Annotated in this window: 14 protein-coding genes and 2 tRNA genes; 6 read left to right on the forward strand and 10 right to left on the reverse strand. The window is 67.1% G+C overall.

What is annotated here, in order from left to right; all coding sequences use genetic code 11:
• The first annotated feature begins 71 nt into the window (after positions 1-71).
• The 3 genes from CFB49_RS10520 to pgi all read left to right on the forward strand — a co-directional run bounded on the left by CFB49_RS10520 (position 72) and on the right by pgi (position 4,722).
• Complete coding sequence (locus CFB49_RS10520; protein ID WP_069617780.1) at positions 72-1,373, forward strand: FAD-dependent oxidoreductase; 1,302 nt, start codon at positions 72-74, stop codon at positions 1,371-1,373.
• Positions 1,374-1,425: 52 nt separating this feature from the next.
• Positions 1,426-2,988, forward strand: a complete 1,563-nt coding sequence (locus CFB49_RS10525; protein ID WP_089491294.1) for an NAD(P)H-hydrate dehydratase — start codon at positions 1,426-1,428, stop codon at positions 2,986-2,988.
• 111 nt (positions 2,989-3,099) lie between these two features.
• Complete coding sequence (gene pgi / locus CFB49_RS10530; RefSeq protein ID WP_089491295.1) at positions 3,100-4,722, forward strand: glucose-6-phosphate isomerase; 1,623 nt, start codon at positions 3,100-3,102, stop codon at positions 4,720-4,722.
• A 69-nt stretch (positions 4,723-4,791) separates the two neighbouring features.
• Here pgi and CFB49_RS10535 read toward each other — a convergent pair whose 3' ends face one another.
• Complete coding sequence (locus CFB49_RS10535) at positions 4,792-5,505, reverse strand: ABC transporter ATP-binding protein (protein ID WP_069617777.1); 714 nt, start codon at positions 5,503-5,505, stop codon at positions 4,792-4,794.
• Between CFB49_RS10535 and CFB49_RS10540 the strand changes: the two genes are divergently transcribed.
• Entirely contained in the window at positions 5,504-6,172 is a 669-nt protein-coding gene (locus CFB49_RS10540; RefSeq protein WP_069617776.1) for an arylesterase, read from the forward strand. The two genes, CFB49_RS10535 and CFB49_RS10540, sit on opposite strands and share 2 nt — an antisense overlap.
• Positions 6,173-6,243: 71 nt before the next feature.
• On the opposite strand, the gene CFB49_RS10545 is transcribed toward CFB49_RS10540, so the two are convergent.
• The 7 genes from CFB49_RS10545 to tig form a co-directional block, all read right to left on the reverse strand.
• Positions 6,244-8,181 (reverse strand): SurA N-terminal domain-containing protein, encoded by a 1,938-nt coding sequence (locus CFB49_RS10545; protein WP_089491296.1) that lies wholly within the window; start codon positions 8,179-8,181, stop codon positions 6,244-6,246.
• 392 nt (positions 8,182-8,573) lie between these two features.
• Positions 8,574-8,650: transfer RNA gene (locus CFB49_RS10550), tRNA-Asp, on the reverse strand.
• 23 nt (positions 8,651-8,673) lie between these two features.
• A tRNA-Val gene (locus CFB49_RS10555) sits at positions 8,674-8,749 on the reverse strand.
• Between the two features lie 208 nt (positions 8,750-8,957).
• Complete coding sequence (lon, locus tag CFB49_RS10560; protein WP_050013282.1) at positions 8,958-11,381, reverse strand: endopeptidase La; 2,424 nt, start codon at positions 11,379-11,381, stop codon at positions 8,958-8,960.
• Positions 11,382-11,578: 197 nt separating this feature from the next.
• The gene (gene clpX / locus CFB49_RS10565; protein WP_006489345.1) at positions 11,579-12,850 is read right to left on the reverse strand and encodes an ATP-dependent Clp protease ATP-binding subunit ClpX; all 1,272 of its coding nucleotides are present in this window, start codon (positions 12,848-12,850) and stop codon (positions 11,579-11,581) included.
• A gap of 164 nt (positions 12,851-13,014) precedes the next feature.
• On the reverse strand, positions 13,015-13,668 hold the full coding sequence (gene clpP, locus CFB49_RS10570) for an ATP-dependent Clp endopeptidase proteolytic subunit ClpP (RefSeq protein WP_006496351.1): 654 nt from the start codon (positions 13,666-13,668) through the stop codon (positions 13,015-13,017).
• A 140-nt stretch (positions 13,669-13,808) separates the two neighbouring features.
• Positions 13,809-15,155, reverse strand: coding sequence for a trigger factor (gene tig, locus CFB49_RS10575; protein WP_069617774.1), 1,347 nt, complete (start codon positions 15,153-15,155; stop codon positions 13,809-13,811).
• A 392-nt stretch (positions 15,156-15,547) separates the two neighbouring features.
• Between tig and CFB49_RS10580 the strand changes: the two genes are divergently transcribed.
• Together CFB49_RS10580 and CFB49_RS10585 are read left to right on the forward strand one after the other, a co-directional pair.
• Complete coding sequence (locus CFB49_RS10580) at positions 15,548-16,693, forward strand: glycerate kinase (RefSeq protein ID WP_089491297.1); 1,146 nt, start codon at positions 15,548-15,550, stop codon at positions 16,691-16,693.
• Positions 16,694-16,755: 62 nt separating this feature from the next.
• Positions 16,756-17,205 (forward strand): MarR family winged helix-turn-helix transcriptional regulator, encoded by a 450-nt coding sequence (locus CFB49_RS10585; protein WP_069617772.1) that lies wholly within the window; start codon positions 16,756-16,758, stop codon positions 17,203-17,205.
• Between the two features lie 200 nt (positions 17,206-17,405).
• On the opposite strand, the gene CFB49_RS10590 is transcribed toward CFB49_RS10585, so the two are convergent.
• Both CFB49_RS10590 and CFB49_RS10595 read right to left on the reverse strand, forming a co-directional pair.
• Positions 17,406-18,404 carry a 2-dehydropantoate 2-reductase gene (locus CFB49_RS10590; protein ID WP_089435171.1) on the reverse strand — a complete coding sequence of 333 codons (999 nt, stop codon included), beginning with the start codon at positions 18,402-18,404 and terminating at the stop codon, positions 17,406-17,408.
• A 106-nt stretch (positions 18,405-18,510) separates the two neighbouring features.
• Positions 18,511-19,662 carry a helix-turn-helix transcriptional regulator gene (locus CFB49_RS10595; protein ID WP_069617770.1) on the reverse strand — a complete coding sequence of 384 codons (1,152 nt, stop codon included), beginning with the start codon at positions 19,660-19,662 and terminating at the stop codon, positions 18,511-18,513.
• Positions 19,663-19,763 lie beyond the last annotated feature (101 nt).

Raw genomic sequence — 19,763 nt, forward strand, 5'->3', positions numbered from 1 at the left:
TTCACCGGGCCCGGGCCCTCAGCGAATTCTCACCGGGCGGCGTGCGCGCCGCCCGTCATCGAAGCAACCCAATGGATGTCATCGTCATCGGCGGCGGAATCAGCGGCGTCGCCACCGCCTACCAGCTGCGCGCGGCCGGCCATCGCGTGTGCGTGGTCGAACGCCACGCGACCGTCGCGCAAGGCGCGACCTATGGCGACGGCGGCGCGCTGCTGCCGAGCCCGCTCGACGTCTGGTTCGGCCCGACTTTCATGCACCAGCGTCAGGCGCGCGACAGCGGCATCGTCTACAAGCCGGGCTTCAACGGCGGCGTGCGCCGCTTCGTCAAGCAGCTCGGCACGCTGCGCGAGCCCGACGCATTTGCCGCGCAATACGCGAGGCTGCGCCCGCTGATCGACGTGTCGCGCGACACGCTCGCCGATATCGAGGCGCGCCTCGAGCTCGAATTCGAGCAAAAGCCCGGCCTCCTGCACGTCGTGCGCGATCCGCGCGACTGGGACGCGCTGCAGCCCGCGCTCGACCTGCTGCGCACGCTCGACCAGCCGTACCGCACGCTCACCGCCGACGAATGCGTGGCGCTCGAGCCTTCGGTGCCGGCCGAACCCGGCTTTGCCGGCGGCGTGCTGCTCGAAACCGAGCGCACCGGCAACTGCCCGCTGTTCGCGAAACTGGTCAAGCAGACGCTCGACGAGCACGGCGTGCAGTTCCGCTTCGGCGCGGACGTCGCCGCGATCCGCGTCGACAACGGCCGCGTCGCGGTCGAACTCGCGCCGCCCGGTAACCGGAGCGCGGCGCGCGCGCGCGAGGTCGACGTGATGTCCGCCGATGCGATCGTGGTCGCCGCCGGCGCCGGCAGCCTTGCGCTGCTCGAACGGCTCGGCTGGCGCCTGCCGCTGCACCCGGTGCGCATCCATACGCTCACCGCGCCGGTCGCGTACGAAGAACATGCGCCGCACCTGAGCGTCGTCGATTCGATCAAGCGGATCTCGATCACGCGCACCCACCAGCGGCTGCGCATCGGCGGAGCCGCCGTCCTGCAGAGCCTCGCCGATACCGCGAAGCCGCTCGCCGAGCCGCTGTCCGAGGCCGCGCTCGCGCTGCTCGGCCAGGCCGTCCACGACTGGGTGCCCGGCGCCGCGAAGATCTCGGCCGCGCTGTCGTGGCAAGGCATGCAACTGCTGTCGCCGGACGGCTTGCCCGTGGTGGGTCCGACCCCGCATCCGCGCGTGTTCGTCAATTTCGGCCATGGCCCGGCCGGCTGGGGCCTCGCGTGCGGGTCTGCTAAAGTGGTGACCGACTATCTGGGCGGCAACGCCCAGCACTGGCCCGCCGACACGCTCGCCGCGCTGAACGCCGGCCGCTTCACGACCTGACCGCCGCGGGCCGGCCCGTGGCGGCACCCTTGCCAGCCGCCACGATCCCGCGATGACCGTTACCCCCGTTACCCGCGTTACCCGCCCGCTCCCCGATTCCGATCCGATCGCGCTCTTGCGCGTCGCCGACCTGCGCGCGGCCGAAGCCGACGCCACCGCGGTGCTGCCGCCGCACACGCTGATGGGCCGTGCCGGCGCGGCCGCCGCGCGCTGGCTGTCCGAGCGCGTCGCCGGCGACGATCGCCCCGTCTGGTTCGCAGTCGGCCCCGGCAACAACGGCGGCGACGCGCTGGTGGCCGCCGCGCAACTCCAGCAGCTTGGCGTCGCGACGCAGGCGTGGATGCCGGTGCCGGTCAAGCCGGACGACGCGCAATGGGCGCTCGGTCTCGCACGCTCGGCCGGCGTGCCGCTGTCGGCCGCCCCGCCCGCGTCGCTGGAGGGCTACGCGTGGGTCGTCGACGGGCTGTTCGGCATCGGTCTCGGCCGCGCGCTCGACGGCGCGTTCGCCGAGCAGGCCGCGCGCATCGCCGCCCATGCCCGCGGCGGCGGCCGCGTGCTCGCGCTCGACGTGCCGAGCGGACTCGACAGCGATACGGGCCGGATCGTCGGCGCGGGCGTCGCCGTCGCGGCTACCCACACGCTCACCTTCATCGGCGCGAAGCCCGGCCTCTACACGGGCGACGGCCGCGATCTCGCCGGCGAGATCCACGTCGCGTCGCTCGACGTCGCGCCGCCCGCCGCGCCGGCCATCGTGCTGAACGCGCCAGCGCGGTTCGCCGCGGCACTGCCCGCGCGCGCGTTCGCATCCCACAAGGGCACGTACGGCAGCCTCGCGGTGCTCGGCGGCGACACCGGCATGTGCGGCGCGCCGATCCTCGCCGCCCGCGCCGCGCTGTTCGCGGGCGCCGGGAAGGTGCACGTCGGCTTCCTTGGCGCGGGCGCGCCGCCGTACGATCCGCCTTTCCCCGAACTGATGCTGCACCCGGCCGACACCCTCGATCTCGGCACGATGACCGCGATCGCGGCCGGTTGCGGGCTCGGCACGCGCGAAGCCGCGGCGACGCTCGTGCACGACGTGCTCGCGCACGACATCGCGACACTGCTCGACGCCGACGCGCTGAACCTCGTCGCGACGCACGCGGACCTCGCGACCGCCGTCGCCGCGCGCGGCGCACGCGGCAATCCGTGCGTGTTGACGCCGCATCCGCTCGAAGCCGCGCGCCTGCTCGGCAGCGACACGGCCTCGGTGCAGCGCGATCGCGTCGCGGCTGCACAAGCGCTCGCCGCACGCTACGCGGCCATCGTCGTGCTGAAGGGCTCGGGTACGGTGATTGCGGCACCCGACGGCCGCGTGACGATCAACCCGACCGGCAACGCCGCACTCGCCACCGGCGGCACCGGCGACGTGCTCGGCGGCCTGATCGGCGCGCTGCTCGCGCAGCGAGTCGCGCCGTACGAAGCCGCGCTGGCCGGCGTCTACCTGCACGGCCTCGCGGCCGACACGCTGACCGCGAACGGCACCGGCCCGGCCGGGCTCACCGCGGGCGAACTCGCGCCGATGGTGCGCACGCTGGTCAATCGCCTTTTTTATCCGTCGCCGCGCGCCGACACGTAACGCCGCTATACTGACTGCCCCGCCGCACGGCGGGCCTTCTCGTCCGCCGGCTTTCCGATCCCGATGAGCCGGCGCGGCATTCCTCCCGATTCACGCTTCACTCGAACCGCCATGACGCTGAAATCGCTCCCCGCCTGGACTGCCCTTCAATCCCACTTCGAACAGATCCGCCACGCGCGGCTGCGCGACTGGTTCGCGCCGGAAAACGACCGCGCGCCGACCCGCGCCGAACGCTTCACGATTCCGGGCGGCGGTCTCGCGGCCGATTTCTCGAAGAACCGCATCGACGACGAAACGCTACGCCTGCTCGTGCAGCTCGCGCGCGACGCCGGCGTCGAGGTACGCCGCGACGCGATGTTCGCGGGCGAGGTCGTCAACCCGACCGAAGGCCGCGCCGCGCTGCACACCGCGCTGCGCGCGACCGATCCGCAGGCTCCGTTCCACGCGCAGGTGAGCGCCGAGCGCGCGAAGATGGCGACGTTCGCGCGCGCCGTGCGCAGCGGCACATGGACGGGCTATACGGGCAAGCGCATCCGCCACGTGATCAACATCGGCATCGGCGGCTCGGATCTCGGCCCGAAGATGGTCGTGCATGCGCTGCACCACGTCGCGACGCCCGAGATCTCGACCCACTTCGTATCGAACGTCGACGGCGCCGATCTCGCGCGCGTGCTCGAACAGGTCGATCCCGAGGAAACGCTCGCGATCATCGTGTCGAAGACGTTTACGACGCTCGAGACGATGACGAACGCACGCTCGCTGCGCGACTGGTTCGTCGCGCGCGGCTGCCCCGAGGACGCGCTCGCGAAGCACTTCGTCGGCGTGTCGGCGAACCCGGCCGAAGTCGTGAAATTCGGCATTGCCGCGGACAACGTGTTCGAAATGTGGGACTGGGTCGGCGGCCGCTATTCGCTGTGGTCGGCGGTCGGGCTGTCGATCATGATCGCGGTCGGCCCGGAGCAGTTCGACGAGCTGCTGGCCGGCGCGAACGACATGGACCGTCACTTCCGCGAAGCGCCGCTCGAGCGCAACCTGCCGGTGCTGCTCGGCCTGATCGGCATCTGGTACCGGAATTTCTTCGGCTCGCAGAGCTATCTCGTCGCGCCGTACTCGGAAGCGCTGCACTACCTGCCGTCGTACCTGCAGCAGCTCGAGATGGAGAGCAACGGCAAGTCCGCGCGCCTGGACGGCGCCTTCGTCGACTACCCGACGTCGGCCGTCACGTGGGGCGAACCGGGCACCAACGGCCAGCATGCGTTCTTCCAGATGCTGCACCAGGGGCCGACGATCGTGCCGATCGACTTCATCGCGGTGCTGACGCCCGAGCATCCGCTCGCGAGCCATCATCCGAAGCTGCTCGCGAACTGCTTCGCGCAGAGCGAGGCGCTGATGCTCGGCCGCACGCTCGACGAAGCGCTCAAGGTCGCCGGGCCGGGCAAGGAAGCGCTCGCGCCACACCTGACGTTCCCCGGCAACCGCCCGACCACGACGCTGCTCGTCGATGCGCTGACGCCGCGCACGCTCGGCGCGCTGATCGCGCTTTACGAGCACAAGGTGCTCGTGCAGGCGACGGTGTGGGACATCAATCCGTTCGACCAGTGGGGCGTCGAGCTCGGCAAGATTCTGGGCAAGGTCGTCGAAGCCGATCTGTCGGCCGATTCGGTCGATCCGGCGAAGCACGACTCGTCGACCACCGCGCTGATCGAGCGCGCTCGCGCGGCGCTCAAGCGTTGAAGCACTGACGCGGCGGCGTCATGCCCGTGGTGCCGGCCGCGCGTTCCACCCCGCGGCCGGTACGAACATTCACGCGTTGCGCGAAGCCGCGCGCGGCGCGACGATGCGCCCGGCGTCGATGGTGACCGTCGTCGCGCAGCGGCGCGCGAGTTCGGCATCGTGCGTGACGAGCACGAGCGTCGCGCCGTGCGTGCGGTTCAGTTCGAACATCAGGTCGATGACCGCGTGGCCGGTGGCCGCGTCGAGGCTGCCGGTCGGCTCGTCGGCGAACAGGATCGCCGGGCGCGTGACGAACGCGCGTGCGAGTGCGACGCGCTGCTGTTCGCCGCCCGACAGCAGCTTCGGATAATGCGCGGTGCGTTCGCCGAGACCGACCTGCACGAGCAGCGCCCGGGCGCGGTCGGCCGCGTCGCGCGCACTGATGCCGCCCTGCAGTTCGAGCGGCAGCATCACGTTCTCGAGCGCCGTCAGGTGCGGCATCAACTGGAACGACTGGAACACGAAGCCGACCGCGCCGTTGCGCAATGCCGCGCGTTCGTCCTCGTCGAGCTGGTCGAGCGCGCGACCGAGCAGGCGAACCGTGCCGCTCGTCGCGCTGTCCAACCCTGCGAGCACGCCGAGCAGCGTCGATTTGCCCGACCCCGACGCGCCGACGATCGCGAGGCTGCTGCCCGGTGGCACGGCGAGCGTGATGCCGTCGAGGATCGTCAGCTCGCCCGTTGCATCGGCGACCCGCTTGCACACGTCATGGACTTCGATGATCGGATCGGTAATCTTGAACATGGACACGACATTTCGCTGGAAAAGACGCGCGGCGGCCGCCGCGCTGCTGGGCACCCTGCTGGCCGTCACCGTGCCCGCACGCGCCGCGACGGCGCCGGCATCGAGCCCGCCCGTGATCGTCGTGCTCGGCGACAGCCTGTCGGCCGAATACGGATTGCCGCGCGACACCGGCTGGGTGGCGTTGCTGCGGCAACGGCTCGCAACCGAGCGAATCGATTATAGCGTCGCGAACGCCAGCGTCAGCGGCGACACCACGAGCGGCGGCCGCGCGCGGCTGCCCGCGGTGCTGCAGCGGCTCAAGCCGTCGATCGTCGTCGTCGAACTCGGTTCGAACGATGCGCTGCGCGGCGTGCCGCTCGCGACGACCGAGCAGAACCTGCGCGACATCATCGCCGGCGCGCGACGTGCGCAGGCAAAGGTCGTGCTGGTCGGCATGTACGTGCCGCCCAATTACGGCCCCGACTACACACAGAAGTTCCATGCCGTCTATACGCGGCTGTCGAAGGATCTCGGCGTGCCGCTCGTGCCGTTCCTGCTGGCCGGCATCGAGAACAAGCCCGACATGTTCCAGGCCGATCAGATGCATCCCGCGCAGCAGGCCCAGGGCATCCTGCTCGACAATGTATGGCCGGCGCTGAAGCCGCTGCTCGGCAAGCCGCACGGCTGAGCGCAGCGCACCGGAAAACAAAAAGCCCCGCTTCGAGCGGGGCTTTTCGATGGTTGCGGGCGAAACGGTGCTCAGTTGTCGCCGTCCTGCTGCTGGCTGGCCGTCGTGCTGCCGTACAGCTTCACCTTCGAACGGTCGCGCAGCGCGGCGAGGTAGGCTTCGCCTTCGCTTTGCGCGTCGACCTGCGCCATCTGCTGCTGCGCGGCCGCCAGTTGCTGCGGATCGACCGCCGAACCGGGGATCACCGCGTTCACGCGGTAGATCGCATAGCCGTCCGCGCCGAGGTCGACACCGACGTAAGCCGGCAGCGTCTTCGCATCGACCTTGTAGACGGCGCTCAGCGCGGCCGGCGTCAGGCCCTGCGACTGCGTGCGCGACACTTTCTGCGCGGCCGTAAAGCCGTCGGCCGACTTCGACTTCTGCAATTCGGCCAGCTTCGCCGCGCCGTCCTTCTTCGCGAGTTCCGCGGCCTGCTCGGCGATGACCTTCTGGCGCACGACATCCTTGATCGCGTCGAGCGCGGGCACCGCAGCCGGCTTGTGCTCGGTCACGCGCGCCGAAATCAGCGTGTTGTTGCCGACGTCGATCGCCTGCGTGTTGTTCTGGTTCTTCACCGAGTCGTTCGCGAACACCGCGGCCAGGAACTTCGGATTGTTCAACGGGCTCGTCGGCGGCAGCTGCGGATTCGGCGTCGGCGTGACGGTGGCCGTCTGGATCGTCAGCTTGTACTTGTCCGCGGCCGGCTGCAGCGTCTTCGCCTTTTCGTAGACGGTCGACGTGAAGCCTTCCGCATTGTCCGAGAACGCCTTCGCTGCGTACTGCTGCTTCAGGTCGATCGCGATCTGGTCTTTCACTTCCGCGAACGGCTTGACGACGGCAGGCTTCACTTCGGTCGCCTTCAGGATGTGGAAACCGAGATCCGACTGCACGATACCGCTCACGTCGCCCTGCTTGAGCGAGAACGCGGCGTCGTCGAACGCCTTGCCGCCCGCGGTCGAGCCGCGCGTGATGAAGCCGAGGTCGCCGCCCTTCGCCGCCGACGGCGCGTCCTGCGAGCTCTTCTGCGCGATCTGCGCGAATTGATCGGGATGCGCTTTCACGTCGGCGAGCAGTTGCTCGGCCTTCGCCTTCGCAGCCGCCTTGTCGGCCGCGCTGGCGCTGCCCGGCGCGGCGATGAAGATGTGGCTCACGCGCACCTGTGCTTCGGTACGGAAATGCGTCGGGTTGTCGTCGTAGAACTTCTTGATGTCCGCTTCGGTCGGCTGCGCGCTCGCGGCCGCTGCGGCCGGCGAGTAGACGAGATACTGGATCGTCGCGGTTTCGGGCGTCGCGAAGCTCTGCTTGTGCGCGTCGTAGTACGCGGCGAGCTGCGCGTCGGTCGGCTGGACCTTCGCTGCGAAGTCGCTCGTCTTCAGCACGAGCGCCTGCACTTCACGCTGCTGCGCGGCGAGTTCGGACAGGCGTTGCGCGAGGCTCTTCGGCGTGAACGCGCTCGACACGATGCTGGCCGGAATCTGCTGCAGCGCGAGGCTGTAACGCACGCGCTCCTGGTACTGCTCGGGCGTCATCCCCTGGAACGACAGCAGTTGCGCATAGCGTTCGACGTCGATCGTGCCGTCGGGTTTCTTCAGCGACGCGATCATCGGATCGCTCATCAGCGCATCGCGCACGGCGTTGTCGGACGCGGTCAGGTGCAGACGTTGCGTCTCGTCGGCCAGCACGCGTTGCTGGATCAGGCCGTCGAGCACCTGCTTGCGATGCTCGGGCGTGTCGAACATCTTGATGTCGAACTGCCCACCGAGCGCCTGGCGCGCCTGGTCGATCTGTTGGCGGAACGCGCCGTCGAATTCGACCCGCGTGATCTTGTGCCCGTTGACCGCCGCAACGTTCGCACTGTCGTCGAAGAAGCCGCGGAAGCCTTGGATCCCGACGAAACCCAGCCCCGGCAACACGATCAGGAGCAGGAGCGCCATCATCAGGCGCTGGTGATTACGGAAGAAATCGAGCATGCGTGACGGGAAAATTGGACAAAACGACCGATATTACAACATACGGGGTGGGACGGGAAAAAAGCAGGCAAATGCTGTGCGCGAATGGAACCGGGATCCGGAAGCCGCGCGGCGGCTTCGTCCATTCTGCAGTCACGCACCCGCAAGCGGGCGCAACGAACGATGCAAATAAGAAAGCCCGCACAAGGCGGGCTTTCTTATTTTTTGGCGGAGCGGACGGGACTCGCCTACATCCTGCAGGCCGCGGTTGCGCGTGCACGCGCAACCCTTCGAGTCCCGCCGGAAGCCGCGCAGGCGGCTTCCTCCACTCCGCAGTCACGCGCCCGCAAGCGGGCACAACGACCGAACGCACAAACAACAATGCCCGCACTAGGCGGGCATTGTTGTTTGTTTGGCGGAGCGGACGGGACTCGAACCCGCGACCCCCGGCGTGACAGGCCGGTATTCTAACCGACTGAACTACCGCTCCTTGGTCTGGCTGAATCGGGAAACTGGTGGGTGCTGAGGGGTTCGAACCCCCGACCTACGCCTTGTAAGGGCGCCGCTCTACCAGCTGAGCTAAGCACCCGTTTCCGATTCGTTCTGACTGCGATCTGCGTTTCCGCATCAACAATCAGCGAGCCCGCAAGTTTAATTCATCCCCGATCATTTTGCCAAGCCTGCACGCGAATTTTTTTACCGCGCGCGCTCGCACGATTCCGATGCGCATAAAAAAAACCCGCGGACACTGCCGCGGGTTTCGTGAACGACCGTCAGCAACGACGGTGTTCAGGGCCTCAGTGCTTGACGACTTCCGTCGAGCCGGCATCCTTCGCCGCCTCGCCGACCGGCGCCGCAGCCTTCGCCTCTTCTTCCGGCGGCAGCGGCGTTGGCGAACGCTCGAGCGCGAGCTCCAGCACCTTGTCGATCCAGCGGACCGGCACGATTTCGATCGCGTTCTTCACGTTGTCCGGAATGTCCGCGAGATCCTTCACGTTCTCTTCCGGGATCAGCACGAGCTTGATGCCGCCGCGATGCGCCGCCAGCAACTTTTCCTTCAGCCCGCCGATCGGCAGCACTTCGCCACGCAACGTGATTTCGCCCGTCATCGCGACGTCGGCCCGCACGGGAATACCCGTCAGCACCGACACCAGCGCGGTCGTCATCGCACCGCCGGCGGACGGACCGTCCTTCGGCGTCGCGCCTTCCGGCACGTGGATGTGGATGTCCTGCTTCTCGAACGCTTCGTCCTTGATACCGAGACGACGCGAACGCGAGCGCACGACCGAACGCGCAGCCTCGACCGACTCCTTCATCACGTCGCCGAGCGAGCCCGTACGAATCACGTTGCCCTTGCCCGGCATCACCGCGGCTTCGATCGTCAGCAGGTCGCCGCCGACTTCCGTCCACGCGAGGCCCGTCACCTGACCGACCTGGTTTTCCTTCGCCGCGAGGCCGAAGTCGTACTTGCGCACGCCGAGGAACGTGTCGAGATTCTCGCCATCGACCTTGATCGCGCCCGACGCCTTCTTCAGCAGCAGCATCTTCACGACCTTGCGGCAGATCTTCGACACTTCGCGCTCGAGCGAACGCACACCGGCTTCGCGCGTGTAGTAGCGGATGATGTCGCGAATCGCCTGCTCGGTGACCTCGATCTCGCCTTCCTTCAGCCCGTTGTTCTTCTTCTGCTTCGGCAGCAGGTAACGCTGCGCGATGCTGACCTTCTCGTCTTCCGTGTAGCCCGACAGACGGATCACTTCCATCCGGTCGAGCAGCGGCGGCGGAATGTTCAGCGAGTTCGACGTCGCGACGAACATCACGTCCGACAGATCGAAGTCGACTTCGATGTAGTGGTCGGCGAACGTGTGATTCTGTTCGGGATCGAGCACCTCGAGCAGCGCCGACGACGGATCGCCGCGGAAATCCATGCCCATCTTGTCGACTTCGTCGAGCAGGAAGAGCGGATTACGCACGCCGACCTTCGCGAGGCTTTGCAGGATCTTGCCCGGCATCGAACCGATGTACGTGCGGCGGTGGCCGCGGATCTCGGCTTCGTCACGCACGCCGCCGAGCGCCATCCGGACGAACTTGCGGTTCGTCGCACGCGCGATCGACTGGCCGAGCGACGTCTTGCCGACGCCCGGAGGCCCGACGAGGCACAGGATCGGCGCCTTGACCTTGTCCACGCGCTGTTGCACCGCGAGATACTCGAGGATCCGTTCCTTGACCTTCTCGAGGCCGAAGTGATCCTCGTCGAGCACCTGCTCGGCGTTCGACAGGTCGTTGTTGACCTTGCTCTTCTTGCGCCACGGCAGGCCGATCAGCGTGTCGATGTAGTTGCGCACGACGGTCGCTTCCGCCGACATCGGCGACATCAGCTTCAGCTTCTTCAGCTCGGCGTCGGCCTTCTTCTTGGCTTCCTTCGGCATGCGCGCGGCGTTGATGCGCTTCTCGAGCTCCTCGAGATCCGCGCCTTCCTCGCCCTCGCCCAGTTCCTTCTGGATCGCCTTGACCTGTTCGTTCAGGTAGTACTCGCGCTGGCTCTTTTCCATCTGGCGCTTCACGCGCCCGCGGATGCGCTTTTCGACCTGCAGGATGTCGATCTCGGCTTCGAGCTGCGCGAGCAGGTGCTCGAGGCGCTCGATCACCGGGAACATCTCGAGGATGTGCTGCTTCTGGTCGAGCTTCAGCGGCAGGCGCTCGGCGATCATGTCCGCGAGGCGACCGGCTTCATCGATGCCCGACAGCGACGTGAGAATCTCCGGCGGGATCTTCTTGTTCAGCTTCACGTACTGGTCGAACTGCGACACGATCGCGCGACGCAGCGCTTCCGTCTCTGCGCTGTCGGCGTGATCCGGCTCGAGCGGCATCACTTCGCAGGAGAACTGCGTCTCCTGTTCCTCGATGGACAACGCCTTCGCGCGCTGCAGGCCCTCGACGAGCACCTTCACGGTGCCGTCCGGCAGCTTCAGCATCTGCAGAATGTTGGCGATACAACCGACCTCGTACATGTCCTTTTCGGTCGGTTCATCCTTGGCCGCGGTTTTCTGGGCGACGAGCATGATGTGCTTGCCGCCTTCCATCGCTGCTTCGAGGGCCTTGATCGATTTCGGCCGGCCCACGAAGAGCGGAATGACCATGTGCGGGAAAACGACGACGTCCCGCAGCGGCAGCAGCGGGAGCGTGATGCGTTCCGGCGGGAGAAGTTGGGTGCCTGACATTTCATTTCCCCATGAGTGGAATCAATTGTTCGGTAATTGAGGCCGCCACAACGAATTGCAAGCCTTCAAGTGCGGGAAATATTCGGTAAGAAAGTAACCACCGCGTGTCGAGTCAGAGTTACCCACAAGATAAACGAAAAAAAGCCGCCCACGGACTCATGAACGGCCTTTTTCGCTGAACATCGTCGGCAAGCCGGTCAGTTCGAACCCGCCACCTTCGGCGTGTCCTCGTAGATCAGCAAGGGCTTGCCGTCCCCATCGATGACATTCTCGTCGATGATGACCTTGCTGACCCCTTTCATCGTCGGCAACTCGTACATCACATCGAGCAACGCCTGTTCGATGATCGAACGCAAACCGCGCGCGCCGGTCTTGCGGCGGATCGCCTTGCGGGCGACTGCCTGCAACGCGCCCGGCCGGATTTCCAGCTCGACGCGCTCCATCGCGAACAGCTTGTGATACTGCTTGACGAGCGCATTCTTCGGCTCGACCAGGATCTTCATCAGCGCGGCTTCGTCGAGCTTGCCGAGCGTCGCGACCACCGGCAGGCGGCCGATCAATTCGGGGATCAGACCGAATTTGATCAGGTCTTCCGGTTCCGTCTCGCGCAGCACTTCGCCCGCATCGCGTTCCTGCTTGCTCTTGACCGTCGCGCCGAAGCCGATGCCGGTTTTCTCGGTACGATCGGTGATCACCTTTTCGAGACCATCGAACGCGCCGCCGCAGATGAACAGGATGTTGGTCGTGTCGACCTGGATGAAATCCTGGTTCGGGTGCTTGCGGCCGCCCTGCGGCGGCACCGACGCCATCGTGCCCTCGACGAGCTTCAGTAGCGCCTGCTGGACGCCCTCGCCCGACACGTCGCGCGTGATCGACGGGTTGTCCGACTTGCGGCTGATCTTGTCGATTTCGTCGATGTAGACGATCCCGCGCTGAGCCTTGTCGACTTCGTAGTTGCAGTTCTGCAACAGCTTCTGGATGATGTTCTCGACGTCCTCGCCGACGTAGCCGGCTTCGGTCAGCGTCGTCGCGTCGGCGATCACGAACGGCACGTTGAGCAACCGTGCGAGCGTCTGCGCGAGCAGCGTCTTGCCGGAGCCCGTCGGGCCGATCAGCAGGATGTTGCTCTTCGACAGCTCGACGTCGTCCTTCTTGTCGAGATGCTTCAGGCGCTTGTAGTGGTTGTACACGGCCACCGCGAGGATTTTCTTCGCGCGCTCCTGGCCGATCACGTACTGATCGAGGATGTCGCGAATTTCCTGCGGGCTCGGCAGATCCGACCGGGACAGGCTGGCCTCGACGCCGGCGGCAGCCGCCTCGTCGCGAATGATTTCGTTGCAGAGGTCGATACATTCATCGCAGATGAACACCGACGGGCCCGCGATGAGTTTTTTCACCTCATGCTGGCTTTTCCCGCAAAACGAGCAATACAACAGCTTCTCGCTGTTCGAACCTTTTTTGTCCGCCATGAATGTAGAGCCTCCGGACAGGTAAATGACATGATACGCCGATTGCTCCGGACGCCGCGCCTAGGGCGCGACCGGAGCCGGCTGGATGCGCTTGCCGCAGATGCTCAGGGCACTCGGGACGTTTGAGGGCGCCGGCCCGAATCGGGGCGGCACCCCGTTTAAGCTCACGGGCGCTTCAACAGCACCTGATCGATCAGCCCGTACGCCTTCGCGTCCTCGCTCGACATGAAGTTATCACGGTCGGTGTCGCGCGCGATGCGTTCGACGTCCTGGCCCGTATGCTGCGCGAGCAGGTTGTTCAACCGCTCCTTCAGGTAGAGGATCTCGCGTGCCTGGATCTCGATGTCGGATGCCTGGCCGCGCGCGCCGCCGAGCGGCTGGTGAATCATCACGCGCGAATTCGGCAGCGCGAAGCGCTTGCCCTTCGCACCCGACGCGAGCAGGAACGCGCCCATGCTGGCCGCCAGGCCCATGCAGAGGGTCGACACGTCCGGCTTGATGAACTGCATCGTGTCGTAGATCGCCATCCCGGCCGACACCGAGCCGCCCGGGCTGTTGATGTAGAGGCTGATGTCCTTGTCGGGATTCTCGCTCTCGAGGAACAGCAATTGCGCGACCACGAGGTTGGCGGTCTGGTCGTTCACTTCGCCGACCATGAACACCAGGCGCTCCTTCAGGAGACGCGAATAGATATCGTACGAACGCTCGCCGCGGCCGCTCGTTTCGACGACGATCGGCACCAGCCCCAGCGCTTGCGCCTCGAAACCCTGCGGCGCGTTCGAAGCAAGCATGTCCAGCAATTCAGCGCGAGTGATCATTCAATGAACCTTGTTCGAATGGAAAATTGAACGGAAGGAAGCCGCCCGCCCAATCGCCATATTAATGGCAACCGTGCGCTTGACGTAAAAACGGCGTGCGGGCCGTCGCTCCGACAGCCGGCACGCCGCTAGAGCAACACTTACGCTTGCGCCGATGCGCTCGCGAGTGCCTCGAAGCTCACTTCCTTGTCCGTCACCTTTGCCTTGCCCAGCACGAAATCGACGACGTTGCTTTCAACGACGAACGCTTCCATCTCGGCGAGGCGCTGCTGGTTGGAATAATACCAGCGGACCACTTCCTTCGGGTCTTCGTAGCTCTTCGCGAACTCGTCGACTTCCGCGCGGATCTGTTCCGGCTTCGCCTCGAGGCCGTTCGCCTTCACGAGTTCGGCCAGCACGAGGCCCAGCTTCACGCGACGCTCGGCCTGCTCGGCGAACATTTCGGCCGGGATCGGCGCGTCCTTCGCGTTCGGCACGCCGCGCTGCGCCAGATCCTGGCGAGCCATTTCGACGAGACGTTGCTGATCCTGCTCGATCAGCGCCTTCGGCACGTCGAGTTCGGAAATCTTCAGCAGCGCGTCCATCACCTGGTTCTTGACGATCGACTGCGTGCGACGCTTCGCTTCACGCTCGAGGTTTTCCTTGATCTCGGCGCGCATCTTCGTGAGGTCGCCGTCTTCGATACCGAGCGACTTCGCGAATTCCGCGTCGATTTCCGGCAGGTGCGGCCATTCGATCTTCTTCATCGTGACCGTGAACTGCGCCGTTTTGCCGGCGACGTCCTTGCCGTGGTAGTCGTCCGGGAACTTGAGGTCGAACGTACGCTGTTCGCCGACCTTCAGGCCGAGCGCCGCCGTTTCGAATTCCGGCAGCATGCGGCCTTCGCCGAGCACGAACGGGAAATCTTCGGCCGTGCCGCCCTGGAACGCGACGTCGTCGATCTTGCCGACGAAGTCGACCGTCACGCGGTCGCCGTTCTTCGCTGCGGTGTCCGCGCCGCCGTCGCCGTGCTCGCCGGCTTCGCCACGTGCGTGGAAGTGCACGCGCTGCTTGCGCAGGATGTCCAGCGTGCGGTCGATTTCGGCGTCGCCGATCGACGTGGTCGAGCGCTCGACTTCAGCCGTCGCCAGATCGCCGATCTTCACTTCCGGGTAAACCTCGAACGTCGCGTCGAACGCATATGCATCCTCGGCCTGTTCCTGCTTCGGCTCGAAGCTCGGCTGGCCGGCGACGCGCAGGTTTTCCGCGCGGCTGATCGTGAAGAATTCCTGGCCGATCTTGTCGCTCAGCACTTCCGCCTCGACCTGACCCGCGTACTGTTGCGCGACCATCTTCAGCGGCACCTTGCCCGGGCGGAAACCCGGCATGCGAACGTTCTTCGCGAGTTTCTGGATGCGGGCGTCGATTTCCTTCTGCACGGTGTCTTTCGGCAAAGAAATCGTCACACGGCGTTCAAGCTTGCCGAGGTTCTCAACAACGTTAGCCATGGCTTCAATCGTCCTAAAATTATTCGAGCGAATCGGGTTTTCCTTGCCGTGCCTGCCTGCAGCATGCGGTGCGTCGCACTCGCATGCCGCGCCGGAGCGCCACGCCATCCCTGCACGCGCCGGATGGCTAGCGCAAGCGGCTCGGAGCACGGCTTTGGCCGGAAGAATCGACTATTCTAGCAAACAATTTTCCTCATACCGCCAGATCGGTGCGACACGCATGCGGCCCGCGCCGTCGACGGCCCGTTGCACGGCCCATGCACGCGGATCGCCGCTATGCCGAACGGCGTATCCACCCGCGGCCCGCCATCCTGTAAGCTCCAATAGCGTGTGCGCCACCCTCGTGGCCCGACCATTCATTCTTCACACCAATCACGCCTTCCGGAGACACCATGCCGCAACACCCGTCCGCGCCTGTCGTCGTCATCGCGCCCGATTCGTTCAAAGGCTCGCTTTCCGCCGAGCAGGTCGCGGACGCGATCGCCACCGGCATCCGCCGCGCCCGGCCCGACGCCGTGGTGCGCTGCTGCCCGATGGCCGACGGCGGCGAAGGCACGCTCGACGCGATGCTGGCGGGCGGCGGCACGCGGCGCACGCTGCGGGTGGCCGGCGCGTCGCTGGCGGCGCGCGATGCGGCGGTCGGCGTGATCGATGCGCGCACCGCGATCGTCGAGACGGCCGAGATCGTCGGCATCACGGACCCGGTCGGCATGAGCGTGCCGGTCGACGCGCGCAGCACGCGCGGGATGGGCGAGGCAATCCGCACGCTGCTCGACGACGGCGTGCGCCGCTTCTTCGTCGCGCTCGGCGGCAGCAGCACCAACGACGCGGGCGCCGGGCTGCTCGCGGGCCTCGGCCTGCAGTGCTTCGACGCCGGCGGCCAGCCGGTCGAGCCGGTGCCGTCGCGGCTCGCCGACATCGCGCGCATCGACGCATCGGGGCTCGATCCGCGCCTGAAGGAAACGGAATTCGTCGGCATGTCCGACGTCGACAACCCGCTGACGGGCGCGCATGGCGCGACCGCCGTGTTCGGTCCGCAAAAGGGCGTGACAGCCGCCCAGGTCGCGACGCTCGACGCGGCCCTCGCCCGCTTCGCCGACCTGCTCGAAGCCGAACTCGACCGCCGCGGCCGCGATCTGCCGGGTGCGGGCGCCGCGGGCGGCCTCGGTTTCGCGCTGCATATGCTCGGCGCACGCTTCGAGCCCGGCGCGGAAGTGGTCGCGCGCCAGGTGGGGCTCGACGCCGCACTGGCCGGTGCCGACTGGCTGATCACCGGCGAAGGCCGCTCCGACGTGCAGACGCTGCACGGCAAGGCGCCGTTCATCGCGTGCCGGCATGCGCGGGCCGCCGGCGTGAGCGCGTCGCTGCTGTCCGGCGCGGTCGACCCGGCCGCGCTGCCGCGCCTGTCCGAGCATTTCTCCGGCTGCTTTTCGCCGGCTCCGGGGCCGATCACGCTCGACGTCGCGATCCGTGACGCGGCCAACTTGCTCGCGAACGAAGCGGAACAGTTGACACGCCTGAAGTACGGTGCACACTGACCGTTGACCCGAGCGCGCGATACAGGAACAATCGGGCCCGCCCTTTTTCTTCAGGATTCGACATGAAAGGCCGTCAAGCCGGGCTCGATCAGTTTCTGACCTATCGCCTCCATGCGCTCACGAAGCGCTCCGACCGCGGGATCGGCGAGGTGTACCGGCACAAGCTCGACATCTCGCTGCCCGAGGCGCGCGTGATCGCCGCCGTCGGCGCGTTCGGCCCGTTCTCGATCATGGATCTCGCGCGCCACACCAATCTCGACAAGAGCCAGGCGAGCCGGGCGGCCGAAGCGCTGCTGCGCCAGGGGCTGCTCGAGCGCAGCGCGAGCGACGAAGATGGCCGGATCGTGCTGATCGCGCTGACCCCGGACGGTCGCGCGCTGCATCGCAAGATCATGCCGATCGTGCGCAAATGGAACGACGGCTTGCTCGCATGCCTGTCCGACAGCGAACGTCAGACGTTCGAGCGGCTGCTCGACAAGGTCGTCACGCACGCGACCGAACGCGACGACTGAGCCCGCGACGACTGAGCCGCGAGGCGGCCGGCCTCGCCGGATCGGCGAGCTGTCGGCAGGTTTGATCCGACGAATCGGACGGGCCGCCCGGGTCGCGCCACGCGCGATCCGGGCGGCCCGTTTTGCATCATGCGGCGGCATCGCACGAAACGCACGTGGTCGCGTTCCCGGCAGCCGCGAATCCAGCCGCCCCGTGCGCACTACAACCCGCTGTTCGTCGCGCGCTGGCGCAACAACCCGAGCACCGCGTCGCAGTACGGGGTCGGCACGCCAAGCTTGCGGCCGAGCTCCGGAAACACGCCGAGGATCGGCCCGATCTCCAGCGAGCGCCCCGCCTCGAAATCCTGCAGCATCGACGTCTTGAACGCGCCGAGCTTGCGCGTGACCGCGATCCGCTCCGGGCCGCTCATCCCGGTGGACAGGCCAAGCCTCGCGCCGATCGCGGCCGCCTCCTCCATCATCCGCAGCGCGAGATCCTGCGTGAACGGATCGTCGAGCAATTGCTCGGCCGTCGACCCGGTCAGCGCGCTTAGCGGATTCATGTTCATGTTGCCCCACAGCTTCGCCCAGATCTCGGTCCGGATGGCGCGCGTCGACTCGACGTCGAAACCGCCAGCCGCGAGCGCCGCGGCGAACCGCGCGGTGGCCATGTCGAGCCGCGGATCGGGCGTGCCGACGATCAGCCGGTTGCCGCGCCCGCGACGCACGACACCCGGGGCGTCGGTACTCGACGACAGGTGCACGACGCAGCCGATCGCCTGCGCGGGCGGCAACGCTGCCGACACCGCACCGGCCGGATCGACCGCATCGAGCGGCACGCCGTCGATCGCCCCTTCGAGCCCGTGCGTGAACCACCAGGGCAGCCCGTTCATCGCCGCGACGATCACGGTGTCCGGCCCGACCAGCGGCGCAATGCGCGCGGCCAGCGCCGGCAGCGCCTGTGCCTTCAGCGCGATCACCACGTAGTCCTGCACGCCGAGCGCCGCCGCGTCGTCGCTGGCGCGCACCGGCACCGACGAGGTTGCGCCCGTCTCGTCGATCACGCGCACGCCGTGCGTATTCAGCGCATCGAGCGTCGCGCCGCGTGCGTACGCGCTCACGGTCATGCCGGCTCTCGACAACGCGGCCGCGAGCAATCCGCCGATCGCGCCGACGCCGACCACCGCCGTGCGCACCGCCCCCAAATTCGTGTCGTTCATGATGGCATTCCGTCTCCTGGGAGCTGACGAGCATAACGCTCAATGGTTGCGTACACAACCATTCAGCCCGCGTAGTGCCCCTCCGCGCGGCACACGTTCGTACACGTCAGCGCGGCAGACCGCCGGCCTCCACCGCTTCGTCGTCGGTCGCACCGCCGGTCGCGCCGAGCATGCCGGCGATCTGGCTCTTGTCGTGCATGCCGAGCTTGCGGTACGCGCAGCGCAGGTAGTGGCGCACGGTCGTCGGCGAGATCGCCATCTGCTGCGCGACTTCCTTGTGCGAACGCCCGGCGCCGTAAAAACGGATCGCCGCGAGTTCGCGCGGGCTCAGCCGGTCGAGCAGCGAGCGCGGCCGCGCGTCGATCTGGAACAGCCCCGCGACGGGCACGCACTGGATGCGCAGCGCGTCGCCGACGAACGGCCGGCCCGACTGGCGCCGCAGGTGCGCGACGAGCGGCTCCGGCACGCGCGCGCCGGCCCAGGCCGGCCATTCGGTGCGCAGCACGTCGTCGAACCCGTGATCGGCATGGTGCAGCACCCCGAAGTTGTCGCACAGCGCACGCGCCGCCGGCGCGACCGTGTCGGCACGCTCGCGTTCGCGCGTGAGCTGCGCGGCCCGATTGATCGTCAACGCGGCCGCGAGATGCGGAATGACCTCCTCGAAACGACACGCGTCGTCGTCGCTGAACGGCCGGTTCAGGCCCTGACGGTAGATCGACACGAACGTCGTCAGGCCGAAGCGGCGGTCGAGCGTACACACGAACATCAGTTGCGCGAGCCCGTACTTCACGCACCAGTCGCGAAACCGCGCATCGAGCCCCGGCTCGACGACCGACAGCCGCACCGCGCGACCGTGCGCGCCGCGCAACGTGCGGTGCGCAAGCGGATCGCAATCGCGCACGCGCTTCCAGTCGATGAAGAACGCGTGCGGCAACCGGTACAAAAAACTGTTGTGCATCACCGGACCGGTCGGCAGATGGGTCGCAACGCCCGTCCACGCGGCATCGAACGGCATGAGCGCCTGCAGTAGCGAAAAGAACCGGTATTCGAATTCGCCGATGGCGGACTGCGCGGCCACCGCGTACAGGTCGAGCAGCATCAGCCCGAGTGCGCGCTGCGCTGCGTCGCCGCGCGTGACGCCGTCGAAATCGGCGCGACGTGCCGGCCGCGGCGGCCACGCGAACTCGTCGAGCACGATGGCGGCCGGCACGTCGCGCAGTGCGTCGAGATCCTGCCCGATATCCGTCGTGATCCTCACTTTCCGCTCCCTGCCCGCTCGGGCTGCTGATGTGCGCAACGACACCGGCCGATTATAGCGAGCGGCTTTTTTGGCGGGCCACGGCGCCGGAACGCTCGCCT

It is taken from the genome of Burkholderia sp. AU17457, assembly GCF_002223255.1.
Taxonomy (GTDB): Bacteria; Pseudomonadota; Gammaproteobacteria; order Burkholderiales; family Burkholderiaceae; genus Burkholderia; species Burkholderia sola.

Excerpts from the sequence above, each read along its gene's own strand:
- CFB49_RS10520 (WP_069617780.1), top strand. The coding sequence starts at position 72 with ATGGATGTCATCGTCATCGGCGGCGGAATCAGCGGCGTCGCCACCGCC.
- CFB49_RS10535 (WP_069617777.1), bottom strand. The coding sequence starts at position 5,505 with ATGTTCAAGATTACCGATCCGATCATCGAAGTCCATGACGTGTGCAAG.
- tig (WP_069617774.1), bottom strand. The coding sequence starts at position 15,155 with ATGGCTAACGTTGTTGAGAACCTCGGCAAGCTTGAACGCCGTGTGACG.
- CFB49_RS10590 (WP_089435171.1), bottom strand. The coding sequence starts at position 18,404 with ATGAACGACACGAATTTGGGGGCGGTGCGCACGGCGGTGGTCGGCGTC.
- pgi (WP_089491295.1), top strand. The coding sequence starts at position 3,100 with ATGACGCTGAAATCGCTCCCCGCCTGGACTGCCCTTCAATCCCACTTC.
- CFB49_RS10585 (WP_069617772.1), top strand. The coding sequence starts at position 16,756 with ATGAAAGGCCGTCAAGCCGGGCTCGATCAGTTTCTGACCTATCGCCTC.
- clpX (WP_006489345.1), bottom strand. The coding sequence starts at position 12,850 with ATGGCGGACAAAAAAGGTTCGAACAGCGAGAAGCTGTTGTATTGCTCG.
- CFB49_RS10525 (WP_089491294.1), top strand. The coding sequence starts at position 1,426 with ATGACCGTTACCCCCGTTACCCGCGTTACCCGCCCGCTCCCCGATTCC.
- CFB49_RS10580 (WP_089491297.1), top strand. The coding sequence starts at position 15,548 with ATGCCGCAACACCCGTCCGCGCCTGTCGTCGTCATCGCGCCCGATTCG.
- CFB49_RS10540 (WP_069617776.1), top strand. The coding sequence starts at position 5,504 with ATGGACACGACATTTCGCTGGAAAAGACGCGCGGCGGCCGCCGCGCTG.
- clpP (WP_006496351.1), bottom strand. The coding sequence starts at position 13,668 with ATGATCACTCGCGCTGAATTGCTGGACATGCTTGCTTCGAACGCGCCG.
- CFB49_RS10545 (WP_089491296.1), bottom strand. The coding sequence starts at position 8,181 with ATGCTCGATTTCTTCCGTAATCACCAGCGCCTGATGATGGCGCTCCTG.
- lon (WP_050013282.1), bottom strand. The coding sequence starts at position 11,381 with ATGTCAGGCACCCAACTTCTCCCGCCGGAACGCATCACGCTCCCGCTG.